Origin of the sequence: Pseudomonas sp. DrBHI1 (assembly GCF_002205115.1) — a bacterium.
In the GTDB taxonomy this organism is placed as follows: Bacteria; Pseudomonadota; Gammaproteobacteria; order Pseudomonadales; family Pseudomonadaceae; genus Aquipseudomonas; species Aquipseudomonas mosselii.
The window spans coordinates 13,196-39,832 of the sequence record NZ_NIBE01000146.1 but is presented as its reverse complement, the minus strand read 5'-3'; the positions used below and the strand labels follow the sequence as shown (position 1 = coordinate 39,832).

Here is a 26,637-nt window from a genome sequence, read left to right as displayed (position 1 = left end):
CCTCTCTCAGCCTTGGGTCGAGCAACGCCAACGCGGCATGCAGATCCCCCGCTGCCACCCGCGTAGCCATCTCCCCCGCCACACCCAACGCCTCGGGTGCCTGGAGCGTCAGGGCATCGCGCAGCAGTTGCCCACTGCGCGCCGCAAGGATGCCGCCGAGAATGCCTATGGCAAGGACGATGGCCCCGAAGCGCGTGGTGGTGCTCAGCCCCGAAGCCATACCGGTGCGCTCACGCGGCACGCAGGCCATGATGTTCTTCTGCGTATCGCCATTGAGCAGCCCGGCTCCGGCGCCCAGCACGACACTGGCCAGGGCGAACGCGGCATAGCCACTCTGGCCGGTGGCCCAGGCGCAGGCCAGGTTGCCCACCCCGACCAGGACCAACCCCAATGCGAACACCTGGGCCGGCGACAGGCGCGCAGCCATGCGCATGCCCAACCGAGGCGTGAGCAGCATGGCCACGGCGAACGGCAGCATGCCCGCGCCCGCGGCCAGGGCCGAGAGCTGCAAGCCGCTCTGCAGGTACAGCGGCAGCAAGGTCATCATCACCTGCGCACAGGCGGCATAGGCGAGCATCCCCAGCAAGGCCCCGATGAAACGCCCGCTGCGCATCAGGCCGAGGTCGACCATCGGCCGCGCCTGGCTGCGCTCGGCCATCACGAACAAGCCAAGCAGGAACACGCCGATCAGCAGACGCCCCAACGTGGGGGCGCTATCCCAACCAACCCGATTGGCGTCGATCAAGGCCCAGGTCAGGTAGCCCAGGCCACCGGCGAAAGTCAGGCTGCCCAGTGGATCGAACCGCGCCGCCGAACCGTCGCGGGACTCCTCGATACTGCTTGCGACCATGAACGCCAGCACGATCACCAGCGGCAGGTTGATATAGAAGATCCAGCGCCAGCCCAAGGTACTGGCGATCAGCCCACCGAGCAGCGGTGCGAAGGTGATGGTCGCGCCCATGCAGGCGCCCCAGAAGGCCCAGGCCCGCATGCGTTCCTGCGGTGCGTGGAAACGGTGGCCGATGGCGGCCAGCGCGGCAGTCAGCAACAACGCGGCACCGATGCCCTTGGCTGCGCGGGCCAGATCAAGGAACAACAGGCTGGGCGCGGCGCCGCACGCCAGCGAGGCAGCGCCGAACAGCGCCAGGCCGAGCAGTAGCATGCGCCGCCTGCCGAAGCGGTCGGCCAGGCTGCCAGCGGGTAGCAGACAGGCAGCGAACGCCAGCAAATACGCACTGACCACCCATTCGATGTCGCTGAACGAGCCGGACAGATCACGGGCAATGCTGGGCAGGCTAACCGCGACGATGTTGGTGTCGAGGATGATCAAGGCGCACACCGCCGAGGCGGTGAACAGGGTGAAGCGTGGTGAGGCGGCGGCAGGCATGACGGCTCCGTTACAAAGAGCAGGCGGGTCGTCGCCGCTTTACCGCCACGACGCCAGCCTTGTAGTGTTGCCTTCACCATAACGCCGCCGGGCAACTGGCTTGTTAGCCAGCACGTCCCGCGTCATTAGCGCCTGGCTAACGAGTCCCCATGGAGATACGTCACTTCCGCTACTTCCTTGCCGTCGCCCGTCACGGCCACTTCACCCGCGCCGCCGAGCAACTGGGCATCGCCCCGCCGACCCTGAGCCGGCAGATCCAGGACATGGAGCGTGAGCTCGGAGTGCGGCTGTTCGAACGCAGCCAGCGCGAGGTAAGCCTCACCGCCGCCGGCCGTGCCTTGCTTACCGAGGCCGAACAGGCGGTGCAGCAGTTCGACGCAGCACAGTTGGGTGCGCAGCGTGCAGGTCGCGGCGACAGTGGGAGGATCGAACTCGGCTACGTTGCCTCGGCAGCTTACTCCGGTACCCTGCAGCAACAGGTCAGTCGGTTTGTCCAGGCCTATCCCGACGTACAGCTGAACATTCGCGAAGTGCCCATGCTCGAGCTCCCCTCTCTTGTCGACGAGGGGCAACTCGACCTCGCCTACTTGCGTTCACCGATGGAGCTGCCGCAGCCCCTGAAAGCCGTCGCCTTGCATCAGGAAGGTTTCGTCCTGGCGCTACCGGCCAGCTCGCGCCTCAACGAACTGAAGACCATCCCGGCCTCACGCCTGGCCGACGAAACCTTCATCTTGCCCGAGCAGATCTCCGGCACACTGGCAATTGCCACCCAGGGCAACTTCACCCCGCGCCTGGGGCCGCAACCGGGCAGCCTGGTGGCGGTACTCACCCTGGTGTCACTGGGCCAGGGCGTGGCCGTGGTACCGGCGTCGGTGGTCCAGCGTATCAGTTTGCCCCAGGTCAACTACCGGCCCATCGCCGACGCCCAGGCAAGTTCATGGCTGAGCCTGGTGCACCGCCGCTTCGAAAAGTCGCCCGCAGTGCTGCGCTATATAGAAGGAGTGAGCCAAGGTGCCAAATGATCAACTACGTACCGGTTATCGAGTGCTGCTGGCGTTGCTCGCCTGCCTGGCCTGGCCCGCGTGGGCCGGCGACGCCATGCAGACGATGGCGCTGGGCAAGCCTGCGCCCTACCCTTTCTTCACCTATGCCAATGTCAGGCTCGACATCCGCCTGCCGGTCCAACACGCAGTGATCGTGCTCCATGGCGTGCACCGTGATGCCGACCACTACTATCGCAACGGCCTGATCCTGCTCGGCAATGCGGGACTCACCCAGGACGACACGCTGCTGCTGGCCCCCCGCTTCTTCAGCGAAGACGATCCCCAGACAACGCCCACTGCGCCCTTGTGGGTAAAAAACCAATGGCTGCAGGGCCACGAGTCCGTGGCCGGACGCACCGGCATCTCAGCATTCGCGGTGCTCGACGACCTTCTCGCCTACCTTGGCGATCGTCATCGATTTCCACACCTTGAAGACATCACGTTGATCGGTCATTCCGCCGGCGGCCAACTGTTGCAGCGCTACACGCTGCTCGGCACGGGCGACCAGGCGCTGCGAGCCCTTGGGATCCACGTGCGCTACATTGTCGCCAGCCCCTCCACCTACCTGTACCTGGATGCCAACCGCCCCCTTGGCGAAGGCTTCGCCCCTTTAGCTGCCGCGCAGTGCCCCGACTACGACCGTTACCGCTATGGCCTGCCGGGCGCACCGGACTACTTCGCCACGCAGCATCTCGATGCCCGCCAGGTGCTCAGCCGCTACGCCGCACGCGACGTGACCTACCTGGTCGGCGAGCGCGACCGTCACCCGCACAGCCGGATCATGGACCGCAGCTGTGCAGCCCAGGCCCAGGGCCGTGACCGGGTCGAGCGGCAACTCAACTACCTGCGCTACGAGGCTTTACTTTCCCAGCGCTGGTCGATAGCGCTCGCGCATCGCCAGTACGTACTGCCGGGCATTGGCCATGACCCCACCCACCTGCTGACCGATCCAAGCGTTGCCCAACTGCTGTTTTCCGGCCACTGACATACCACCACGCCGCGCAGTACACTGGGCCCCTCCCCCTTTCGGAGACGCCCAAGGTGCATCACGCAGGAAGCGATGAACATCCACCGGCACGTGCCCGATCTGGCGCGGTCATCTGGCTTACCGGACTCTCAGGCGCGGGAAAGTCGACACTGGCCCAGGCCCTGGCCCGAGAGCTCCATGAGCAGGGACATGGCTGCTACGTGCTCGACGGTGATGTATTACGCACAGGGCTAAATGCCGACTTGGGATTCTCACCCGAGGATCGCCATGAAAACATCCGCCGCACAGCCGAGGTGGCGGCGCTGTTCGCCGATGCCGGGCTGATATGCATCGCCGCGTTGATCTCACCTTATCGCGCGGGGCGCGCCGCCGCACGCCAGGCCTGCAAGGCGGGCTTCCACGAGGTGCACGTCAACGCTGATCTGGCCACCTGCGAGGCCCGCGATCCCAAAGGCCTGTATCGCCGCGCCCGAGCGGGAGAGCTGGCGGCCTTTACCGGGATCGATGCGCCCTACGAAGTGCCGGAGCGGCCGGAGCTGGTGGTGGAGACGGCACACGTGCCGCTGTCGATAGCAACGGCGCAACTGCTGGCGTACGTACAGCAGCGGGTACTGTACCAACTGCAGTAGGCGCGGGCTGGCCCCGCGCCTGCTGGTTGCGCTCAGCTGCCCGGGGCGATATCGCCACGCTGCCAGCGCGCCTCATTGTTGCTCAAGGCCTGGGCAATATCGGCCAGCTCATTGGACGGCAGGCTCTGCGGCAGCGGGTCGAGGCCGGCGCTGGCGAACAGCTGGCCATAACTGTTGCGCAGCTCGGCATAAGCCAAATCGCGACGCAGGTCGGCCTGCAGCGCGTTCAACTCGCCCTGGATCAGCTCGAGCTCGCCGATCCCTTGTGCCTGGTGGCGGTTACGCAGTTGCTCGACGATCTGCTGGTCGAGGCTCACCAGTTGCTGGCTGGTGGTGAACTGGCGACGGGCTTCATTGTAGTTGGCGTTGGCCACGTACAACTGTGCCAGGATAGCCATGGACATGGCCTGGCGGCGTGCCTCGACCACCTGCTCGCCGGCCTTGGCCACATCTATGGAGGCAGGCCCCGACAGCACGTTGAACAGGTTCCAGGTGACCTTCACGCCATAATCGGCCCAATGCTGGTTGATCAGGAAGCTGTTGCTGTCGTAGTGACCGCCGGCCGAAAACTCCAACCCCGGCAACATGCGCAGCATCGACTTGCGCACCTCGGCGGCACTGATACGTGCCTGATAGTCTTGCTCACGCAGCTCGGGACGGGTCGCCAAGGCCTGCTGCTCCAGCGCTTCGAGGCCCACCTTGAGCTCCGGCACGCTGTAGTCGTCGGTGGCGGCGAGGGTCAGCTCGGTGCCGGGCGGCAGGTTGATCAACGCGCCCAGCTCGGTCTTGGCCAGCGACAAGGCCCGACGTTGCTCTTCCAACTGGCGGGTGGCCTCGATCAGCGCGCGCTGGTAGCCAAGCGCCTGGATCGGATCGCCGATGCGTTGCTCGCCCAGACGCTGGCTGTTGTCCCTGGCCTGGTCGACGCGCACCATCAGCGCATCGATCTGCTTGAGCAGGCGTTCGGCAGCCACGGCCCGCCAATAGGCCGAGCGCACGTCCTGGATGATGGTCTGCACCACCTTGCGCCGACGCTCCTGCACGATCAGGCGCTGGTCGCCCTGCTGCTTGGCGCTGACGTAGCTGACGCCGAAGTCGAGAACGTTCCAGACCATGGTCAGGTCGGCCACGTCGCGGTCACGGTCCTGGGAGGTCGACGGCTCCAGGGACTGGGTGTTGGTCAGCACGCTACGGCTGCTCGACGCGCTGACGTTACTGCGCCCGGCATAACCGGCCGACAGGGCCATGCGTGGCAGCATGTCGAAGCTGGCCAGGTCAACCTGGCGCTGGGCCAGGGCCTCCTCCATGACTTTCAGGCGGGCTTCCAGGTTGTACTTGACAGCCCTGGCCATGGCCTGGTGCAACGTCAGCGGCCCGTGCAGCGCCTCCTGGCCTTTGAACATACTGGCCAGGTCGGCCTTTGCCCGCTGCTCGCTGACGCTGCGGTCAATGGGCTGGGTCTTGACCGCGCACCCCGTCACCGCCAACGCCAGCACGCTTACCGCGAAAATCCTCGATGCTTTGCTCATCCCTGTCCGCCCCCTTGGTACGGCACTGCTGTTCTTCTAATGGATAGCTTGCGTCCGCTGGCTCATGCCTGCGGCGCGGGTACCTCTACCTGCCCCAACGCCTGCGCCAGTTGCCTGGCCTGACGTTGCTCCCCCTCCCGGAAGGCCTGGAGTTGCTGCCCCAGGGTTGGAGCCCCGGTCAAACCCTTCTCTGCCTCCGCTCCCTGGCGGAACGGCTTGCCGCCGCTGAGCTCGAACTGGCCACCGTCATCCGGCAGCGTCTTGTCGAAGATGTTGGCCAGGCTGCTGGCCCCGAAGACATTGGCGTCCCCACCGCCAAAGCCGAGGAAGCCGGCCCCAGAACCATTGCCGATGGCACTGTCACCCTGGTGACCGGCGAATACCTGGGCCAGATAGCTCGGCGCCAGCGCGCCGTTGTGGATGAACAGGTTGCCCAAGGTTGGCAGCCCGCCACCCGATGTCGGAACCTCGAACAACGGTTGTGGCAACAGCGGTGACTGGTATGGCGCGGTCACCGGTAGGGGCGAGACCGACACAGGCATGCCCGGGCTGACCTGCACCGGCTGCGCGGGCGGATAGGCCCGGAACTCCGGATCACCATCGTTCGACTGCAGGGCCACGCCTTGCCCGATAAAGCCGCCGACCAGCGCGTTGCCCGCAGCATCGGTAATGCCGGTACCACTGGATCTGAGCGCCAGGGCCAGGCTGCCGGCGCCGGCCACACCGCCAACGTTGATTTGCCAGGTGCGACCGTCGAGACGCACCAGCGATTGCAGGGTGCCGCTGGCGTTGCCATTGCCCACCAGCTCGAAGTCTGCCAGGTCGACACCGCTGACATCCTCACTGAAGGTCACGGTAAACGACTGGCCACCTGGTGTCGGCGAGGGGTTGGCCACGATCGACACCACGGTGGGTGGCGTACCATCGACGACCACACCATGGGTGTCACCGACATTTTCAAGAGCCGGTGTCAGCGCGTTGCCGGCGGCGTCCCTCAGGCTCGCCCCGTTGGCCGACAGCCCCAGCACCTGGATGCCGTCGGCATCGTTGTCACCGGCCTGGACTTGATATTGGAATACCAGTGTCGGCGTGCCCGAGCCGGCCACGAAGTCGGCGTACACCGTGCGCCCGCCCACATCCAAGGCAAGACGGGGTACCCCGTCGACCACCACCGCTTCGCTGGTGTTGACCACGAAGGTGAGCACATCGCCGGTGTTGTAGAGGACGCCGACCGGCACACTGACACTGCCCACCGTGGGGGCATCGCGGTCGATGCTGTACACGGCACCGGTGAGCCCCCCGACCAACGCGTTGCCAGCCACGTCGGTGATGCCGGTCGCACTGCCATTGAGGTTCAGGCCCAACGTACCGGTCCCGCTCACACCGCTGACGGTGATCACATAGACACCGCCGCCCAGCGCTTGCAGGCCACTGAGCGTGCCGGATGCCGAGCCACTGCCGACCAGCGTGAAGTCGGCCAGGTCGACACCGCTGACTTGTTCACTGAAAGTCACCGTGAAACGCACACTCTGTGCATTGCTCGGCGACGGGTCGAGGGTGACGATACCGACCGCTGTCGGCGCCTGGGTGTCGACCAGCACCTGATGGGTGTCGGACACACCATTGAGGGTCAGGTTCATGGCGTTGCCCGCGGCGTCGGTGAGGGTCGCGCCATTGGCGGTGAGACCGGTGACGGTGACACCATCGCTGTCGTTGTCGCCGGGCTGGATGGTGTACTGGAACACCAGGGTCGTGGTGCCGGCCCCAGCCACCAGGTCGGCGAACACCGTGTGGCCGCCGATGTCCAGGGCCAGGCGCGGCGAACCCGCCACCTGCACAGCTTCGCTGACGTTGACCACGAACACCAGGGCATCGCCTGCATTGTAGGAAACCCCGGCCGGGCCTCCGACGCTGGTCACGCTGGGGGCGCGGGTGTCGATGGCATAGTTGTTGGAGTCGGTGCTGCCTATACCGGCGTTGCCGGAGCTCGCACCCACGACGCCGGTATTGTCCAGGGTGATCAGGTTGCTGGTGTCTTCGACATTGCTGGTTGGGGTCAGGGTCGCGGTCCAGGTGATGCCGCCATCGCTGCTGCTCAACCCGCTCAAGGTACCGTTGGCCACGCTCAGGTCGGCCAGGGTAAAACCGCTGACCGCTTCGCTGAAGGTGATGGTCACCAGTGATGTCTCGCCAACGCGCAGGGCCGTGTCGGCGACCACGACGGTGGCCGTGGGGACGACGGTGTCGACTGTGTAGTTGGCCGACGAGGTAGTGCCGACACCGGCGTTGCCGGCCAGGTCGCTGACACCGGTATTGTTCAGGGTGATCACATTGCTGAGGTCCCTCACCCCATTGCTCGGGGTGAAGGTGGCAGTCCAGGTGATACCGCCGTCGCTGCTGCTCACGGCGCTCAGGGTGCCACTGGCCACCGAGAGGTCGGCGTTGGTGAAACCGGTCACCGCTTCGCTGAAGGTGAAGGTTACCGTGGTGGTCTCCCCCGCTGTCAGATTGGGGTCGGCGATCACGATAGTGGCTGTCGGGCGCTGGCTGTCGACGGCGTAGTTGTTCGAATCGGTGCTGCCGGTGCCGGCGTTGCCCGCGATATCCGTCACACCTGTGTTGTCCAGGGTGATCAGGTTGCTGGTGTCGGTGATACCGGCGGCCGGGGTCAGGGTCGCGGTCCAGGTCACGCCGCCGTCGCTGCTGCTCACCGCGCTCAGGGTGCCGTTGGCGATCGTCAGGTCGGCATTGGTGAAGCCGGTCACCGCCTCGCTGAAGGTGATGGTCACCAGTGACGTCTGGCCGATGGCCAGGTTGCTGTCGGCCACCACGATGGTGGCGGTCGGGCGCTGGGTGTCGATGGCATAGTTGTTCGAGCTGGTGGTGCCGGAGCCAGCATTGCCGCTGCTCGCGCCGACCACGCCGCTGTTGTCGAGGACGATCAGGTTGGTGCTGTCGGTGATGTTGCCGGTCGGGGTGAAGGTGGCGGTCCACGTGATGCCGCCGTCGCTGCTGGACACCGCGCTCAAGGTGCCGTTGGCCACCGTCAGGTCGGCATTGGTGAAGCCGGTCACCGCCTCGCTGAAGGTGAAGGTCACCTGGCTGGTGTCGCCCACGCGCAGGGCCGGGTTGCTCACCACCACCGTCGCCGTGGGCTGCAGGGTACTGACTGTGTAGTTGGCGGAGCTGGTGGTACCGGCACCGGTATTGCCGGCCAAGTCGGCCACCCCGGTGTTGTTCAAGGTGATGACGTTGGTGGTGTCGTGCACGTTGACCGTCGGGGTAAAGGTGGCCGTCCAGGTGATGCCGCCGTCGCTGCTGGACAGCCCGCTCAAGGTGCCGTTGGGCGCCGTCAGGTCGGCCAGGGTGAAGCCGCTCACCGCTTCGCTGAAGGTGATGGTCACCGTGGTGGTCTCACCCACGGTCAGGTTGCTGTCGGCCATCACGATGGTCGCGGTCGGGCGCTGGGTGTCGATGGCGTAGTTGTTCGAGTCGGTGGTCCCGGCGCCAGCGTTGCCGGCGGCATCGGTCACCCCAGTGTTGTCCAGGGTGATGACGTTGGTCGCGTCGGTGATGGCGCTGGTCGGGGTAAAGGTCGCCGTCCAGGTGATGCCACCATCGCTACTGGACACCGCGCTCAGGGTGCCGTTGGCCACGCTCAGGTCGGCATTGGTGAAGCCGGTCACCGCTTCGCTGAAGGTGATGGTTACCAGCGACGTCTGGCCGATGGCCAGGTTGCTGTCGGCCACCGCGATGGTCGCGGTCGGGCGCTGGGTGTCGATGGCGAAGTTGTTCGAGTCGGTGGTACCGGCCCCAGCGTTGCCGGCGGCATCGGTCACCCCAGTGTTGTCCAGGGTGATGACGTTGGTCGCGTCGGTGATGGCGCTGGTCGGCGTGAAGGTCGCCGTCCAGGTGATGCCGCCATCACTGCTGGACACCGCGCTCAAGGTACCGTTGGCCACGTTCAGGTCGGCATTGGTGAAGCCGGTCACCGCTTCGCTGAAGGTGATGGTCACCAGCGAGGTTTCACCGATCCTCAGGCTGCTGTCGGCCACCACGATGGTCGCACTCGGGCGCACGGTATCGATGGCGTAGTTGTTCGAGTTGGTGGTGCCGCTGCCGGCGTTACCCGCCAGGTCGGTCACGCCGGTGTTGTCCAGGGTGATGAGGTTGGTCGCGTCGGTGATGGCGCTGGTCGGCGTGAAGGTCGCCGTCCAGGTGATGCCGCCATCACTGCTGGACACCGCGCTCAAGGTGCCGTTAGCCACCGTCAGGTCGGCATTGGTGAAGCCGGTCACCGCCTCGCTGAAGGTGATGGTCACCAGCGAAGTTTCACCGATGGTCAGGTTGCTGTCGCTGACCACGATGGTCGCGGTCGGGCGCACGGTATCGATGCTGTAGTTGGCCGAGCTGGTGGTGCCGGCGCCAGCATTGCCGGCCAGATCGGTGACGCCCGCGTTGTTCAGGGTAATGACGTTGCTGGCATTGGTGAGGTTGTTGGTCGGGGTGAAGGTGGCGGTCCAGGTCTTGCCGCCATCGCTGCTGGACACCGCGCTCAAGGTGCCGTTGGCCACCGTCAGGTCGGCATTGGTGAAGCCGGTCACCACCTCGCTGAAGGTGATCGTCACCGTCGCGGTCTCGCCCACTTTGAGGGCCGTGTCGCTGAGTGTGATGGTGGCGGTGGGCGGGACGGTCTCGTGGATGGCCACCGACACCGATGCCGCGCTCGAAGTGCCACCGTCGCCATCGTTGACCGTGACCGACAAGGTACGGGTGGCCTGGCCGATGCTGTTGGCGGCATTGCTGTTGTCGTAGGTGAGGTTGCGCACCACCGCCTGGACCGCCGCCGCCGTGGCATTGCCGTTGAATGTCAGCACCAGGTTTGCGCCCCCCGTGCCTCCGGTATAGGTGCCGATGGCCACGCCGCCGTAGCTGACCGTGTTGCCGCTGACGCCGATCTGCCCGACGCCATTGCCCTGGTTGCGAATGCCCAGCACATCTTCGCCGGCTACGCCGTTGGCGCTCACCGCCACGGTCAGGTTGCCGCCGGCGAAGTCGGCCGAGTCGCTGTCGGTGACGGTGGCATTGCCGCCGCTGTCGAGCAGCACCGAGCCTGCGCCTTGGGTGAAGGTCTGACTGTCGCCGTTGAGGTTGGCGATCACCGGGGCGGCATTGGGCGGCTGGACCACCACCGAAGCGGTGCGGGTTGTGCTGCCCATGTCGTCATTGACGCTGACCGTCACGCTGCGGGTGCCGCTGGTGTATGCCCCGGTGCTGTTGCCGTAGGCGACCACGGCGAGGATCGAGCGGTACTGGGCCAGGGTGGCCACACCGCTGAGCGACAGCACCGTGGTGCCGGAGCCGCTGATGGTGATGCCGTAGCTGGCCGCGGTGGCGATCTGCCCGGCGCTGAGCGACAAGGTTTCGTTGCCGCCGTCGAGCACGCCACCGAGGGTCAAGGTCGCACCGCTGACCTGGGTGTCGCCGTCGGTCTGGGTGAGGCTGATGTTCGGCACGATGGCCACCGGGCTGCCGGTGAAGTTGACCGTGCTGTCGTTGCCGCCGGTGCCGGTGTCCAGGTCGACCACCGGCGGCGCCGAATACAGCACCTCGTAGGCGCCGATATCAACGCCACCGCCACGGGGCCGGTCGAAGCCGCGCAGGTCGGTGAGCGGTGCGCCGACGAGGGTGCCTTGATCGATGGCGTTGCTGGCGGTGCTGGCCAACCGGTAGTCACCGGTGGCGGTGTTGACGAAGTTGACCGCGGTACCGATCAAGTTGGTGGTGCTGGTGTAGCCGCCGCCAACACCACCATTGGTGGCCGCATCGAGCTGGGTGCCGTTCACGGTGTTGCCGGTGAAAATGCTGTTCTGCACCGTCACCGTGCCGGCCTGGCCGCTGACCCAGCCGAGGCCGCCCGAGGCGATGCTACCGATACTGGTGTTGAGGAACACGTTGTTGGCGATGGTGCTGTTGGTGATGCGCACCGTGCCGCCGCTGTTGCTCAGCACGATGATCGAGCCGGCCGCCACCGTGCCGGTGGCGCCGTAGGTGCCGGTGTTGTTGTAGATGGCGACGTTTTCCAGCACGTGGTTGTTGGCGCCGCCCAGGCGCACGAGCGTCGACATGGCGGTGCCGCCGACAATGCTGGCGCTGTTGTCGTGGATCGTGGTGTTGCGCACCACCACGGTGGATCCTGCGGTGGTCGCCGAGTTGATCACCGTGCCGGCGTTGCTCTCGAAGTTGGAGTCCTCGACGGTGATCGAGCCGCCGTTGGCGCGGATCGCGCCGCCAGCGATGTTGCTGGAGAAATGACGGAAATCCAGGTTGCGCACGGTCAGCACGCCCCCGCCGTTGCTTTGCAGGCCCGAGGCTTCGAGGGTATCGCGGGTACCGTTGTTGTTGACGTCACCGCTCAAGATGATGTCGCCCTTGCCGTCGCCGTCGACATCACCGTTGATGGTGATGTTGCTGGTCACCGCCAGTGCCGTGGCCGAGGACCAGCGGATGGTCTGCCCTTTCAGGTTCTGGTGGAACACGATGATGTCGCTGCCGCTGCCTGCGGCCGAGCCGTCCACCGAGGTGTCGGTGTTCGCGGCCTGGATGGCCTCGGCCAGGGACACCTGGCCATCGTTGGTGATGGCCGAAGCATCGGTGGTGGTGACGGTGATGGTCGCAAGCGAAGTGTTGAAAGCCGACAGGTTGCCACGCTGCACGCCGACGTCCGTTGCAACCACCCCGGAGACGGTCTCCAGCGCCCAGTCCTCGCCGGCGCGGTTACCGGTGGCGTCGGACGAAGCGCCTACATCCGCACCGCTGAGCCGCGCCACTTCGTTGACGAACAGCTGGCCGTCGCTGCCGGCCCCGGTGTTGCAGGCAAAGAACCGGATGTCACCGCCCGGCGCCAGGCTGCTGCCAATACGCGCAAGGTCCGCGCCATGGCTGGCCAGCTGGTTGGCCCAGATGGCGTTGCCGGCCAGGTAGACATAGCCCTTGTCACCGTGGCTGATGATATCGATCGAGGTCACGTCGTTGCGGCCATCGAGGTAATCGGCGATCTGCTTGAAACCATCCTTGCCGTTCTCCAGCACCACCACTTCGACCCCGGCGGGCAGGCCGGCAATGAGCTTCTGGTAGTCGCTGACGGCGGAGTCGACGAACACGACTTCGTGGTTGCCCGAAGCTGCCGTGACCGGCGCGGTGGCGGGCGCCGCCTCGTGGACGGGCTCGTGGGTGGCGCTGTCGCGGGTGCTGGCCGCATCGCTCGCGGCGCTGGTGTCCTTGGCCACGCTGGCGGCTGCGACTGCTTCGACCGCCTGGGCGCCCTGGTCGGCGACCACGCCCACCGAGGCGTCGAACATCATGCGCGGCTCCAGGGCCTGGATGAGGCTCGGGCGGCTCGTGGAAACGTTGGGTGTGTGGGTGTCCTTGCCGCGTTTCCAGAATGCCATGATGCCCTCGCTCAGCCCTGGGGCTGGTTGTGCGTGCCGCCCTTGCGGGTGAGGACGGCCTGTCCTTGTTGGAAAATCCTGAACGGACGACGGGGCGCCGATGTGCGCCCCGCAGCCCTGCTTGTTGCCTACCCGGCCTCAGTTGCGGGACGGGAACAGCCCTTCCACTGCAATGATGAAGTTGATACCCAGGTAGGGGTTTCGGATCGAGAAGGGCTGGCTTTGCCCCGTGGTCGCACCGGTGCTGGCCGGAATGGTGAGGTTGAACGGTTTGAGCGTCGTGTCGCTGGCGGTCGAGGCATAGATGTCGATCGCAGCACCGGAGCCCGTGGTGTCCTTGGGCTTGGCCAGCACGCCACTGGTCGAAGGTGCGGGCAGGTCAGCATCGCCTTCCGCTGCGGGGATGGCGACCGACACCGTGCTGGCCGGGATGATCACGGGTTGCGAGGCCATGTTCAGTGACGTCAGGCTGGCCGTTGGGGCACCTGCCACCTCCCCTAGCACGACATTCGGCAACCCCGGCCCCGTCCCTTGCTGGATAGGCGCCCGGCCACGCAGGTCAGGCAGTGCGAAAGTGGTCTGGCCATTGCCACCGTAGGTCGTCCCGAGAATCGAGAACAACGCGGTGTTCTGGGCGATGCTCAGAAGCTGACCTTGGCAGAAGGCCCAGCCCCGAGGGGCGAAGTTGCCTGCGAACAAGGTGATCTGACCGAGGAACGGCTCACTCATTTGCTGCTCTCCTATGACAACACTGCGAAGACGGGCCCCATGGCCCGCCGGACATGACGCGTGTGGCGGACGCCCTCAGAGCGGCCGGTCTACGTGAAAAATCGCTTCCAGCACCGGGCGCCCATCGTCATCGGGGCTCACCGGCGTCATCAACAGCAGCCAACCTTGCTCGCCTGGCGGCGACAGGCGGAACACCGCCTGCGGCAGCTCGGTGCCGGCCGGCAGGGCGAATTCCGCCGCATAACGCTGGTGACGCGGCGACATGGCCTGGCCCTCGGTCACGGCCAGCAGCTGCGCCTCGAGCGCCTGCTCGTCGCTGACCCACAGCTGGAAGTGGCTGCCGGTGGCCTGTTGCAGTGCGTCGAACGTGGGCATGGCATGCATGGATCTGGTCCTTCAGGCACGAATGGCAGTGGTGAGCGCCGCTCGGCGCATCTTCAGGGACAGGCCGGTCTCGCCGACCACCTCGAACCCGCAGCGCTGGTAAAGCCGCAAGGCCGGGTTATGAGGGGTGACATGCAGGCCGGCGCTGAGGCCGTCGGCATCGGCTTGCGCCAGCCACTTCACGAGCAACCGGCTGCCGATGCCGCGCCCGCACCAGGCGGGCAGCAGGGCCATGTCGATGAACTGCACGTGGCTGTCGGTCCAGTGCAGGTAGACGCGGCCAATGGGCTCGCCCGCCACTTCGATGATGAAGAAGTCGGCGTCGGCGAACTGGGCTTGGTAATAGTCGTGCTGGGCTTGGAACTGCTGGTCGAGGAACACATCGATGGCGGCCTGGGGCCACGGCAGCAGGGCCATTTCGGCGGCACGGGTGGTGCCGTAGAGGGTGCGCAGGAACGCCCGGTCGACGTCCACGATGGGACGGAGGCTCACCTCGGAAATGGACATCGGGTATGGCTTCCCTGCATAAGGTTACCCCATGGTGAGGGGCGCACATCCAAGTGAATTGTCCTACACAATCTGCAGCAGCGTAGCCGAAGAGCAAGGCAAATAGCCACTACCCAAACAGGGTCTTTTCAACTTTTTTCTCAAACACCCGTTCGAGGTCGTTTGACGCCATTTCCTAGACGTTTCGCAACCGTATGGATTCCAACGCGTTGTAAGGCGCCTGGGCCCAACGGATGACCGCAGCCCGTATTTCGTCGTCGGCCTCCTCGCGCTTGCGCTGGCTGTCGGCGTTGAAGTTCATGGCCGGCTGCTTGGCGTCGAAGGCCGCGACGGCGCGCAGGTCAGCCACATCGCCTGGCTGGATGCCGAACAGTGGCCCGAGGCGTCCCCAGACGGCGTCGGGCAATTCGCTGTAGTTCACGGCGATGGCGCCGTGGCGTTCGCACAACGTTAGGCCAGCCGCGAGAATTTCGCCAATCATCCGGCAGGTGTATTCCACCGTGCCCATGGCTTGGGGGGCTGGCAGCAGGCTGTCGAGGCCCGAAGCACCAAGCAGCCCCGGCACCCGATGCATGCCCGCCTGGCGCAGTTGCGAGACAACGATTTCCAGTGGGTCGCGGTAGAGGAATACCCGGGCCGCATCGGGATACAGCGCCGTCAGCAGCGGTGCGTCGAAGATGTTCCAGGCGTCGAGCTTGATCAGCAGTTGCTGCTCGTCACCCTGGCGGCGCTGGCCATAGGCCGAGCACAGTGCGCGCAGGGCCTCGGCTTGCCAGCTTGCAGCGGCTGGATCCTGGCGCGCGGCGCGCAGCAGGTTGTCCAGCGGCGCAGGTTCGGACAGCACGATGTTACGGGGCTGGCTGGCCAGCAACTGAGCGACCAGGGTCGAACCACAACGTGAAGCGTGGAACAGCAGGGCCGTGGGGCTCAGGCCCGGACTGCGTGCATACCCGTCGAGCAGCGCCTGGACATCGGTTTCACGGCGCATCGCCTGGTTGAACGGCAGGCGCAGCGCCAGGTCGACATCGTCGCGAAAGAATGGCCGGGTCAGGCGCCGCTCGCCAAACCAGCACCAGTCCACCCGCCAGCCGGCGTCGCCTTGCCAGAGGCGAATGGGCAGCCAGCCCTGGAAGTCCAGCGGAGTATTCATACGCGCCATTGATCGCTCCATGCCTGCTTGCCCCGGCGCATGGCGGCCAAGACCTCTGCGTCGGAAAAAAACTGCCCATGCTCGGCGCCCAATCGCACGGCCTCGGCGACGAATGCTCGAGGGTCCTCAAGTGCCTGCAGGCGTGCGGCCAACGCCGCAGACTCGGCCACCTGCTGACGGAACCGTTCGAATGCCTGCCCCGCCCTGCCCACCTGCAACGTTGGCGTGCGCGCCAGCCCCTCCTCGATCAGTGCCAGCAGCCAAGGGGCTGGCGTGCAGTCGAGCACCAGGTGGATGCGTTCGCCGGGCCCGGGGTTGTTGACTCGGTGAGGTCGCGACAGGTCGATGAACCAGCATTCGCCGGGGCACATCGGCACCTGCAGGTCGTCCACCAGAAATTCAACGCCGGGCGGGCTGATCAAAGGAATGTGCAGGCGCAGGCAGCCGCCGGGGCGCCCCAGGTCGGGGTCGCGGTGCTCGTGGATCCTGGCACCCTCCCCCAGGCGCAGCAGACGGGCGGCGCGCAGCGAGGACTGGAACGGCGCCAGCACTGCTTGCCAGGCTGCTTCGCCCTGCCACCAGATCAGGTCTTTGGGAGCGCCCAGGCCAGGAGCCAGTGGCACCGAGGCATCCTCGGCGGTGACCAAGGCCACACCACTCCAGTCCCCCTCGTGATACCCCCTGTTGAAATGCGCCTGCCAGGCCTCGGCCCGGGTACGGGCCAATGCTTGCAGCAATGCCGGTAAGTCCGTGGCCAAAGCCAGTCGGGAACAACGCGGCAACGTGACCTCACTCATGCAGCGCCCTCGCAGTGAATGCTTACTAGAAACCGCTCTCGCGCACGCCCAATGCCGCCAGCCGACGCCAGGCGCTGCCCAGCAGCGACTCCCGGGCCCCATCGAGCACCACCACCCCGCGCAGTGGCTGGTTCACGTCGGGCATCTCGGCCAGCGGGCTCAAGCGTACGCCGTATTGCGCCTGCACCGGCTCCGCGCGCTGCTGGGCATCGCGACGCACGGCCACCGGCCCATGGCGATCGGACGCCAGCGCCTCGAGCTCCAGCACCGCCACGCCAGTGGCATCGACCTGCTCGACGCGCACCGGCAACGCCGGCCGCCCCGGGTCATCGGCGATGAAACGTCCCTCGCTGCCAACCGCCACGCGCCACAGATCGGCCTCGGCCAGATAGCCCCGCAGGCGCAGGCCTGGCTCGACCACACGGCCGAGTGTCTGTGCCGGGCTGACCCATTGTCCTGGGGCCAGGTCGGTCGGCAGGTCACGCAGTACCCCCGCACGCGGCGCCCGCAGCTGTAGGCGCTCACGCTGGGCCGCCAGCCCGCGGTATTCGGCTACGGCCTCGGCCAACTGCTGCTCAAGCACGCCGGCATCGCCCGCCGTCTCGCTGCGGCCGGCCTGACGCCGCAACAGCAACTGCAGGATGTCGATCTCGCGACGCACGATGGACTGGCGCGAAGCCAGGTCGGGTGACTCCAGCTCCAGTAGTAACTCCCCCTGGGCGACCACCTGCCCTTCACGCACCGGCAGACGCTTCACCCGAGCCGCCACGGGCGCGTGCAAGGCGCTGACCCGGGACGCCTCGAGCATCGCCGGCACGTCCACCGCGCCGCGCCAGGGCACCACCAGCACGGCCAGTAGCAGCGCCAGCACGGCTGCGCCCCGCAATGCCTTGCCCGGCGCCGCCTGACCACGGCGCAGCCACCACTGCTGCAGCTCCTTCCACACTGGCAGGCCGATGAACCACACCAGTTCCACCAGCATCAGGAAGATGCCCAACAACTTGAAGAACAGGTGATACACCGCCAGGGCGATACCGAAGAACAACACCGCGCGCCATAGCCAGGCGCCATACCCCCAGACCAGCAATCGCCGGCGCATCACCGGCGGCCAGGCTTCTGGAGCCGGCTCGCCATAGCCGAACAGGGCCTCGCGCAGACGCCAGCGACACAGGGCGAAGGCGCGCTGCTGCAGGTTCTCGACACCCCACAGGTCACTCACCAGGAAGTAGCCATCGAAGCGCATGAACGGGTTGAGGTTGACCAGCAAGGTGGTGATCCAGGTGGCACTGGCCAGCATGAATGCCGCCGTGCGCGCCGGGCCATCGGGCAACAGCGACCAGGCCAGCAGCGCCAAAACCGCCAGCACCAGCTCGGCGAACACCCCGCCGGCGTCGATCAGCAGCCGCGAACGGCGGTCACGCACCCGCCAGGCATCGCTGACATCGGTATAGAACATCGGCAGCAGCACCATGAACGCCAGCCCCATGCTCTGCACCCGGCAGCCGGCACGCTTGGCCATGAACGCATGGCCGAACTCGTGGCAGAGCTTGGCGAACCCCAGCGCCAAGCCGAAGGCGAGGATGCCGCCCAGGCTGAACAGGTGCGGGAAGGTGGCGATGAAGCGCGACCAGTCGCGCGCCACCAAGAACACGCCCAACGCCAGCAGCAGCGGCAGGGCCACGCGCACCATCCAGCCGCCATGACGTTCGAGTACCGGCCAGGCACGATTGAGGAAAGCGTCCGGACGCCACAACGGAATCCGGAAGAACAGGTACTGGTGCAGCACGCGCGTCCACAGGCTCTGACGGCTCGCGGCGGCCTTGGTCGCATAGCTGTCGCGCTGGCGGGCGTCCTCGGCGCTGATCAGATCGTGCTGGCCGAGGAACAGCAACAGTTCTTCCAGCGCCTGCTGGTCGACGGCCAGGCCGGGTTCGGCATTGGCCGCCGCCAGCACATGCTGCGGGTCGCCCAGGCGCCAGTGTTGCAGCAAGCGCACGGCAATGGCACCGAGTTTGAAGTAGCGCCCGCGCAACGGGTCGGCGAGGGTCCACTGGGGCGCGCCATCGTGGCCAGGCGCCGCCGCGGACAGTTGCAGGTCGGCCCGCAGCGGCGGCAGGTTCATAGCCCTAGCCCCTGGCGCAATGCCGCCAGTGGTCGACGCAGCAGGTAGTAGACCAGCGGCGCGCGCTCGCCATACAGCTTGGCGGTCCCGCGCAGGCCGATCCGCGGCGGCGCCTCCTCGAAACCGGCATCAAGCCGGTAGGCGAGCTGCCCGGCGGCAGTCGCCTGGGCCTCGTAGGCGGCGCGCTGCAGACGAGCACCATGGCGATGCAGCGGATCGCTGTCGAGAAACAGCGCCACCTCGGCGCCAGGCTGCAAGGCGATGGCATCGCCCACCGGCAGTTCCAGGCGCAGCTCGGCCTGCTGCGGATCAGCCAGTTGCATCAGCCGCTCGCCGGTCTGCACCGGCTTGCCGGTCCAGCGCTCGGCATCGGCGAACACCGCGATCCCCGCGCGCTCGGCGCGGATCTCGCTGCGGCCGAGGAGCTGGCGGGCGTAATCCAGCTCGGCACGCTTCTGCTCCACACGAGCAGCCAGCAGATCGAGGCGTGCGTTGGACTCGGCGTCGCTGAAGGCGCGCTGGGTGCTGGCCTTGAGCTCAGCCTCGGCCACGCCAAGGGCGCGCCCGGCGACGTCGGCCTGGGCCTTGAGCGTGGTGGCATCGAAGCGCACCAGCACGTCGCCAACGGCGACCGTCTGGTTGGGCTTGACCAGAAATTCGGCGATCACCCCGTCCAGCGGCGCGGCGACCACCCGTCCCGCCCGTGGCACGACCTCGGCCGGTGCCAGCACCGACTGGCGCACCGGCACCAGCAATACCAGCAACAGTGCTGCGGCCACCGTCAGCAGACGCCGCCGTGGCCAGCGCAGGCGCCAGGGGCGGACCGGGTGCAGGGCCAGCCAGGCATGGGCGTAGGTATCGCCCAACTGGTTGAGCAGGGCCTGCTCGGCGGGTGTGAAGGCTTGATCACGGGCCAGCCACAGGCCACCGAACACGTCGCCGTTGCGGTCGAGCAGCGGCAACCAATAGGCATGAGCGGCCGACAATGATTGCCAGTCGGCCAGTGCCTGGTCATCCAGCCTGGCCGGGTCTACCACGGCGGCCTGAGCAGCCAATCCAGCCCTTTGCAAACGGTGAGCGGCGCGCTCGACGAACGCCACGAACGGCGCATGGGGCTCCACCACGCTGATGCCGGTCAGCGCCCGAACCTTGCCAGCGATCAGCAGCGCGGCATGACGAAAGCCGAACAACGCCTGGCCGTCATTGACCATGCTGTAAGCCAACTGCTCGGTGCTGGCGGCCTGGCGCGCCTGGCGCTGCAAACCGAGAAAGTGGGCGAAGGCATGCTCGGCCACACCTGCGGCAGCGGCGGTCATGGCTGTTGCGCGAAGTGGGCGGTACCGCTCATGCCGGCCAGCAGCCCTTGGCTGTCGCTGGGCAGTTCACCGATCAGTTGCAGGGTCTGGCTGCCTTCGTCGATCCGCGCGCCGACACGCTTGACCTGCGCCTGCAGCGGGCTGCCGGTTTCATCCGGAACGAATTCGAACGGCTGACCGGGCTTGAGCCGCCCCAACCACCGTGAGGGTACCAGCAGGTGGATTTCCAGCGAGCGATTGTCCACCACCTCGATCAACGGCGCACCGCTGGGCACGCTTTCATGGGGCTGGGCTCGGCGCTGCACCACCCGCCCGTCGAACGGCGCGCTGACCACGCAGCGTTTGATCTGCACCTGGTACACCTGAGCTTCGGCCTGGGCCTGGGCCTGCTTGGCCTCGGCCAGCGACACTTCGAACTGGCCGACTGACTTCAGGGCAGCCAACTGGCGGTTGTGCCTGAGTTCCTCACTGGCGGCACGCACGGCGGCCTGGGCGGCGTTGAGCTGGGCTTGATAGGCGCTGCAATCGAAGCGGGCCAGGGTGCTGCCCTTTTTGAAGTCCTGGCCATCGGCGAAAGGCATTTCGACGATGCGCCCGGCCAGCTCACTGGACAACACGGCCTGGTCACGGGCCCGCAGCACGCCACGGGGATTCTGTTCGGCGCTGCTGCTGGAGGCGGTGTCGAGCAAGGGGTCGGCAGGCGACTCGTCGGCATGCGCCAGCGGCAGGTGCAACACACACAGGGTCAAAGCCAGACGGATACCGTGAAGCATGTTGCGCACTCCCTTGCGAGCTGGTTGCCGGGAGTGTAAGGCAAAAAATGATGGCACGGATACATCACCTGGATGAAGAATCGGGCGACTCGAAGGATCCGGCAAATCCTCCGAGTGGCGGTCAACGCCGTCGCAATGACCTCAACCCAGCGAACGCGCTCCCACGGCCCTGCGGGAATGTCCACGGGTGGTGACGATCCCCAGGAACGAGATCACGATCGCCAGGCTCAAGGTGGCGGTCACCTCGGCGCGGTGCTCCTCGGTGAACATCATCACGGCCAGGGCACCGCTGATGAACAGGATCACCGCCCAGGTCAGCCAGGGGAACAGCCACATGCGGAACTTGAGGTTGGCGTTCTCGCGCTCCAGCCGACCACGCATGCGCAGTTGCGAAATGGCGATCACCAGGTACACCAGCAGCGCGATGGCGCCGGAGCTGGCGAGCAGGAACTCGAACACGCCCTTGGGTGCAAAGTAGTTGAGGATGGCGATGGCTGCGCCGATCAGGGTGCTGCCGAATACCGCGGCGCGCGGTACACCCACCTTGGACGTGTGCTTCAGCAAGGCCGGGGCATCGCCACGCTTGGCCAGCGAGTACATCATCCGCGAAGCGATATAGATCGATGAGTTCATGCAGCTGGTCACCGCGATCAATACCACGATGTCGACCATCAGCGCCGCGTTCGGGATGTTCATGATTTCCAGCGCACGCTGGTAGGAACCCACTACCGCCAGTTGCGGGTCATTCCACGGCACCACCGAGATGATCACGAAGATCGACAATATATAGAACGTACTGATACGCCAGATCACCGAACGGGTGGCCTTGGCGATGTTGCGTGCCGGGTCGCTGGACTCGGAGGCGGCGATGGTCACCGCCTCGGTGCCGATGAAGCTGAACATCACGGTGATGAAGGCACCGACCACCGCGGACCAGCCCTTGGGCGCGAAACCGCCGTGCTCGTCCATCAGCGTGCTCAGTCCACTGACCTCGCGCTCAGGCAACCAACCCAGCAGCGCGGCGAAGCCCAGGCCGATGAAGCCGAGAATGGCGGTGACCTTGAGAATGGCGAACCAGAACTCGAACTCACCGTACTTGGCCACGCTGAACAGGTTGGTGCAGGCCAGCAGCAGCACCGAGGCCAGGGCGAAGATCCAGCTGTCCACCTGGGGGAACCAGGCGTTGAGCACATGCCCGGCGGCCAGCGCCTCGATGGGGATCACCAGTACCCAGAACCACCAGTACAGCCAGCCGATGGTGTAGCCGGCCCAACGACCGATGGCCTGGTCGGCGTAGGTGGAAAACGAGCCGGTGTCGGGGTGGGCCACGGCCATTTCGCCGAGCATGCGCATAACCAGCACCACCAGGGTGCCGGCCACGAAATAGGAGAGGATGGTGGCCGGGCCGGCCGCCGCGATGGCGTGCCCGGAGCCGACGAAGAGCCCCGCGCCGATGATGCCGGCGATGGACAGCATCGTTACGTGACGTGGCTTGAAACCTTGAGCAAGGTTGCCATCAGTTCCCACGGTGTTCATTGGTCTTGTTCTCTTTTTGCTGACACAAGGAAGGGACGGGCAGGGGCAGGCGAAACGGTCTCCTCGGCAAAGGGCGGAGTACGTTGCGCACGCTCTGTTACGGCCTTTTCACGCGCCCGGGCAACGCACCGTGGGGATGCGGGCTTCACTTTAAGCCGTGCGCGGCGCGAGCAAAATGCTCGAAAACGTCAGACAACTGTTCGATCACGACACCGCGTGCCCACGCACGTCAGTCAAGCCCCCGGACGTGCCTGTTTGCGTCAGTCGCGGTCACGCCGGTAGTGCCAGTAGAAGTTCACCACCGCGAACACCACGATCACCGTGACGATCATCAGGCCGATCTGCAGATTGCTCATGGTGTTCTCCAACTGGCGATTCCAGGGAATGAAGGGGTGGGCCGCACAGCAGGGCGCTCGGTTTGCGCAGGGGACGCGACAGGGCGACGCCCCCGGGCCAGACGCTTGAGCGCCAGCACCATGAGCACGCCCAGCAGCACCATCGCCAGCACCAGCAAGGCATAGGCCAGCCACCAGGGCACGCCCGCGGTCATCATGCTGAACTCGGACATGCCGCCAATGCTGGCGATCAGGTTCAGCGGCAGGAACACCACGTTGATCAGGGTGAGCTTGCGCAGAGTCTCGTTCATCGCGTTGTTGGCCAGGTTGCCACGGGCGTCCATCAAGCCCGCGAACACCGTCGAGTAGATCTCGGCCTGCTTGTGGCACTGGTCGTTCTCGATGACCAGGTCGTCGATCAGCGCCAGCACCTCAGGGTTGAAATGGCGCTTCTCGCCATGGGCGCGCAGGCGCGAGAGCACCGCGCCATTGCTGTGGATGGCGTTGATGTAGTGAATCAGGCTCTCGCTGAGGTTGAACATCTGCATCAGGTGGTGGTTCTCCAGCGATTGCTCGAAGCGTTGCTGCAGCTCGCGGGCGACCATCTTGATCACCTTCAGGTGCCCCAGGTAGTGATGCAGGTTGTCCAGCAGGATGGCCAGCAGCACATCCATCGGATCGTGCAGCGCATGGCGCTGCCCGAGGCCATCGAGCAGGGAGGCATCCGGGGCGATCAGCACCAGGTGGCCGTCGACCATCAGCATGCCGAACGAGGACACCTGGAAGGCGAAGCTGTCGCCACCGGTGTAGCTCTGCGGACGCTTCCAGATCAGGAACAGGCCATCGCGATGCAATTCGATACGCGACACCTCGTCCGGATCCAGCGCCGAAGCCAGGGCATGGGCATCCAGGTGGAACCAGGCCTGCAGCAGCTCACGCTCGGCACTGTCCGGTTCGACGAACAGCAGCACCTCGCGATCGAGCCCCTCGCGCTTGCGCAACTGACCATGGGCCAGGCTGTAGCTTTCGATCATGCCAGCACCTCGTTACCAGGCTTGCCCCCGGCGCTTCTGCTCCAGGCGGCGGATGAATTCCTCCAGCACCAGGGTGTAGAGGTCGTCGTGCAGGTAGGCGTCCTCGATGCCGGCGTCGAGGTTGGGGTTGTCGTTGACCTCGATCACCACCACCCGGTCACCGACCTGCTTGAGGTCGACGCCGTACAGGCCATCGCCGATCAGATTGGCGGCCTTCACCGCCAGATCCACCACCGCGCGTGGCGCTTCGTGCACAGCCAGAGTGCGGCATTCGCCGTTGACCTCGTCGCGCTGGGCCTGATGGTTGAAGATCTGCCAGTGGCCCTTGGACATGAAGTACTGGCAGGCGAAGATCGGCTTGCGGTTGAGCACGCCGATGCGCCAGTCGTATTCGGTGTAGAGGTATTCCTGGGCCAGTAGCAGCACCGAGTGCTCGAACAGTTCGGCGGTGGCGGCCTGGAGTTCGGCGGCGTCCTTGACCTTGATCACGCCCCGCGAGAAACAGCCGTCAGGGATCTTCAGCACCAGTGGAAAGCCCAGCCGCTCGCCAATACCTTCCAGCGCCTGAGGGTTGTCGCGGTAGAGGATTTCGCTGGCCGGCATGGCCAGGCGATGACTGCGCAACAGGTCGGTCAGGTAGACCTTGTTGGTGCAGCGCAGGATCGACGCCGGGTCGTCCATCACCACCAGCCCTTCGCTCTCGGCCTTCTTGGCAAAGCGATAGGTGTGGTTGTCGACGCTGGTGGTCTCGCGGATCAGCAGCGCGTCGTATTCGGCCAGGCGGGCGTAGTCCTTCTTGCCGATCAGCTCGACGTCGACCCCGAGCTGGCGACCGGCGCGAATGAAGTGCTCCAGCGCCTTGGGGTTCGACGGCGGCAGCGCCTCATCAGGGTCGTGGAGGATCGCCAGGTCGTAGCGCGCCACCCGCCGCGAGCGCGGTTGACGCCAGATCCGCCGGCTGAAGCCATCGAGGGCATTGGCGAAGGGGTCCTGCTGGTCTTCACGCAACTTGTGCAGCGCGCCGACCTTGACCCCGGCGATATGCCAGGTGCTGGTCTTGCGGAACTCCACCAGCAGGATCGGGCACGGGAAGCTTTCGAACAGCTGGCGGGCAATGTCTTGCAGCGGTTCCAGATCGGTACGGCCGAAATACAGGGTCAGGGTGAACCCTTCGGTTTCGCCGTAGGGGTGATTGGCCAGGGCACTTTCCAAGCTGCGCGCCATGTCGTCCAGGGCCAATCCATATAACGACTTGCGGGTCAATTCACTGATACTTCTGACCGAAGGAATGACTTTATGTCCGCGCGCCTCGGCCAACAACGAACAATAGTAACCGTGGCCTAGATACTTATAATTACGGCATAGGTTTATTACCTGGACACGCTTGCCGTTATCGGCTTCGCGTGGGGCCTCCAGGTATTCCTGGGCCGTCACGACATCCTCGCTGGGCAGGTACGAAGCCCAGTCCTCACGCCGCTCCACGATGATAACCAGCTGACTTGACTTGTTATCCAGGGTCAGTGGATAAATAACACCAGCCGTACGTGAGTGTGAACTTTCCCCGGGCCAGCCAGGTAAGGGTTCCTGAAACGATGACATATTTTAAGCCCTGTGTTGGGTAGACACGGCTTCTATTAAGCACGAAGTTTTTCGGATGTCCCGTTTCATTACGCAACTTTTACGGCGGCCCTATGCACATCGAATTTCGCCTGGCAACTGTTGACGACCTGCCGGCCCTGCTGGCGCTGGAGAACCAGTGCTTCGCGCTCGACCGGCTGACCCCGCGCAGCTTTCGCTGGATGCTGTCCCACGCCAACGCCAGCCTGCTGGTGGCGCAACGCGACGGCCAGTTGATGGGGTATGCGCTGTTACTCTTCCACCGTGGCACCTCGCTGGCCCGGCTGTATTCCATCGCCATTGCCGAACAGGCGCGTGGCCATGGCCTTGGTGCCAGGCTGCTGGAACAGGCCGAGCGCTGCGCCCTGGAGCATGACCGCGCCTACCTGCGTCTTGAGGTACGCACCGACAACCCCAAGGCCATCGCCCTGTATGAACGCCATGGCTATCGCCGCTTTGCCCTGGTCGATGACTACTACGAGGACCACACCAGCGCCCTGCGTTACGAGAAGCGCATCCTCCCGCACCCGGCGGGCGAGACGCGCTTGGTCCCCTACTACGCCCAGACCACCGACTTCACCTGCGGCCCGGCCTGCCTGCTGATGGCCATGGCCGCCCTGCAACCGCTGCGCCCGCCAAGCCGGCGCGAGGAACTGCGCCTGTGGCGCGAGGCGACCACCGTGTTCATGACCTCCGGTCACGGCGGTTGCAGCCCCCATGGCCTGGCCCTGGCCGCCTGGCGCCGGGGCTTTCGCGTACGGCTGCTGCTCAATACCGAAGGGCCGCTGTTTCTCGACGGTGTGCGCCAGCCCGGCAAGAAGGAGGTCATGCGCCTGGTCCATGAGGACTTCTGCGCCGAGTTGCAGGACAGCGACGTGGTCATCGCGCGTCAGGCGCCCAACCTGCCTCGGGTGCTGGCCGAAGGCGGCCTGGCGCTGGTGCTGATCAGCAACTACCGGCTGACCGGCAGCAAGGCACCGCACTGGGTGCTGGTCACCGCCTGCGACGACGACTTCGTCTACCTGCACGATCCCGACACCGACCACGCTCGTCACCGCCAGGCCCTGGACTGCCAGCACCTGCCGGTCAGCCACCAGGCGTTCCAGCGCATGAGCCTGTTCGGCGGGCGCAAGTTGCGGGCGGCGGTGGTGGTGTATGCAGGGGGTGAAACTGCGGTGTAAACAGAGACCACCCCCTGACCTCGGTGCGGGCGGCCACCTTTCCGCGCCTGCCGCCGACCGCGATGGCACAAACCCTTACAACTTTTCATCCGCGCAACGGTTAACGTTCACCCTCAATTTACGGACAGG

Annotated in this window: 18 protein-coding genes; 4 read left to right on the top strand and 14 right to left on the bottom strand. The window is 65.8% G+C overall.

Annotation, left to right across the window (positions count from 1 at the left end):
- Window positions 1-1,387: MFS transporter (locus CC207_RS26590; RefSeq protein WP_088853086.1), on the bottom strand; the 1,387-nt coding region annotated here is incomplete at its 3' end.
- A 149-nt stretch (window positions 1,388-1,536) separates the two neighbouring features.
- Between CC207_RS26590 and CC207_RS26585 the strand changes: the two genes are divergently transcribed.
- From CC207_RS26585 to cysC, 3 genes are read left to right on the top strand one after another with little or no spacing between them, the layout of a single operon-like run.
- Window positions 1,537-2,409 carry a LysR family transcriptional regulator gene (locus CC207_RS26585; protein ID WP_088853085.1) on the top strand — a complete coding sequence of 291 codons (873 nt, stop codon included), beginning with the start codon at window positions 1,537-1,539 and terminating at the stop codon, window positions 2,407-2,409.
- Window positions 2,399-3,415 (top strand): hypothetical protein, encoded by a 1,017-nt coding sequence (locus tag CC207_RS26580; protein ID WP_178081002.1) that lies wholly within the window; start codon window positions 2,399-2,401, stop codon window positions 3,413-3,415. The genes CC207_RS26585 and CC207_RS26580 overlap by 11 nt, the downstream gene beginning before the upstream one ends.
- 56 nt (window positions 3,416-3,471) lie before the next feature.
- The gene (gene cysC / locus CC207_RS26575) at window positions 3,472-4,047 is read left to right on the top strand and encodes an adenylyl-sulfate kinase (protein WP_088853084.1); all 576 of its coding nucleotides are present in this window, start codon (window positions 3,472-3,474) and stop codon (window positions 4,045-4,047) included.
- 32 nt (window positions 4,048-4,079) lie between these two features.
- On the opposite strand, the gene CC207_RS26570 is transcribed toward cysC, so the two are convergent.
- From CC207_RS26570 to CC207_RS26510, 13 genes are all read right to left on the bottom strand, one after another.
- Window positions 4,080-5,576 (bottom strand): TolC family protein, encoded by a 1,497-nt coding sequence (locus CC207_RS26570; RefSeq protein WP_069016249.1) that lies wholly within the window; start codon window positions 5,574-5,576, stop codon window positions 4,080-4,082.
- A 62-nt stretch (window positions 5,577-5,638) separates the two neighbouring features.
- A complete protein-coding gene (locus CC207_RS26565; protein WP_256582374.1) occupies window positions 5,639-13,027 on the bottom strand; it encodes an Ig-like domain-containing protein in 7,389 nt (2,462 codons plus the stop codon).
- 138 nt (window positions 13,028-13,165) lie between these two features.
- Window positions 13,166-13,756: a phage tail protein gene (locus CC207_RS26560; RefSeq protein WP_028692046.1), complete on the bottom strand. Its 591-nt coding sequence runs from the start codon at window positions 13,754-13,756 to the stop codon at window positions 13,166-13,168.
- 75 nt (window positions 13,757-13,831) lie between these two features.
- Complete coding sequence (locus CC207_RS26555) at window positions 13,832-14,140, bottom strand: hypothetical protein (protein ID WP_028692047.1); 309 nt, start codon at window positions 14,138-14,140, stop codon at window positions 13,832-13,834.
- 12 nt (window positions 14,141-14,152) lie between these two features.
- A complete protein-coding gene (locus CC207_RS26550; protein ID WP_088853083.1) occupies window positions 14,153-14,647 on the bottom strand; it encodes a GNAT family N-acetyltransferase in 495 nt (164 codons plus the stop codon).
- Between the two features lie 175 nt (window positions 14,648-14,822).
- Window positions 14,823-15,806 (bottom strand): sulfotransferase, encoded by a 984-nt coding sequence (locus tag CC207_RS26545; protein ID WP_178081001.1) that lies wholly within the window; start codon window positions 15,804-15,806, stop codon window positions 14,823-14,825.
- The gene (locus CC207_RS26540) at window positions 15,794-16,594 is read right to left on the bottom strand and encodes an aspartyl/asparaginyl beta-hydroxylase domain-containing protein (RefSeq protein ID WP_088853082.1); all 801 of its coding nucleotides are present in this window, start codon (window positions 16,592-16,594) and stop codon (window positions 15,794-15,796) included. The genes CC207_RS26545 and CC207_RS26540 overlap by 13 nt, the downstream gene beginning before the upstream one ends.
- A gap of 25 nt (window positions 16,595-16,619) precedes the next feature.
- A complete protein-coding gene (locus CC207_RS26535; RefSeq protein ID WP_088853081.1) occupies window positions 16,620-18,716 on the bottom strand; it encodes an HlyD family efflux transporter periplasmic adaptor subunit in 2,097 nt (698 codons plus the stop codon).
- Window positions 18,713-20,032: an efflux RND transporter periplasmic adaptor subunit gene (locus tag CC207_RS26530; RefSeq protein WP_028692051.1), complete on the bottom strand. Its 1,320-nt coding sequence runs from the start codon at window positions 20,030-20,032 to the stop codon at window positions 18,713-18,715. The genes CC207_RS26535 and CC207_RS26530 overlap by 4 nt, the downstream gene beginning before the upstream one ends.
- Window positions 20,029-20,805, bottom strand: a complete 777-nt coding sequence (locus CC207_RS26525; RefSeq protein WP_088853080.1) for an efflux RND transporter periplasmic adaptor subunit — start codon at window positions 20,803-20,805, stop codon at window positions 20,029-20,031. The genes CC207_RS26530 and CC207_RS26525 overlap by 4 nt, the downstream gene beginning before the upstream one ends.
- Before the next feature lie 141 nt (window positions 20,806-20,946).
- Window positions 20,947-22,341: a GABA permease gene (gene gabP / locus CC207_RS26520; protein WP_028692053.1), complete on the bottom strand. Its 1,395-nt coding sequence runs from the start codon at window positions 22,339-22,341 to the stop codon at window positions 20,947-20,949.
- 352 nt (window positions 22,342-22,693) lie between these two features.
- Complete coding sequence (locus tag CC207_RS26515; protein WP_028692054.1) at window positions 22,694-23,710, bottom strand: magnesium transporter CorA family protein; 1,017 nt, start codon at window positions 23,708-23,710, stop codon at window positions 22,694-22,696.
- Window positions 23,711-23,722: 12 nt separating this feature from the next.
- Complete coding sequence (locus CC207_RS26510; protein WP_028692055.1) at window positions 23,723-25,309, bottom strand: RimK family protein; 1,587 nt, start codon at window positions 25,307-25,309, stop codon at window positions 23,723-23,725.
- 92 nt (window positions 25,310-25,401) lie between these two features.
- On the opposite strand from CC207_RS26510, the gene rimI reads away from it, so the two are divergent.
- The gene (rimI, locus tag CC207_RS26505; RefSeq protein WP_028692056.1) at window positions 25,402-26,508 is read left to right on the top strand and encodes a ribosomal protein S18-alanine N-acetyltransferase; all 1,107 of its coding nucleotides are present in this window, start codon (window positions 25,402-25,404) and stop codon (window positions 26,506-26,508) included.
- Window positions 26,509-26,637 lie beyond the last annotated feature (129 nt).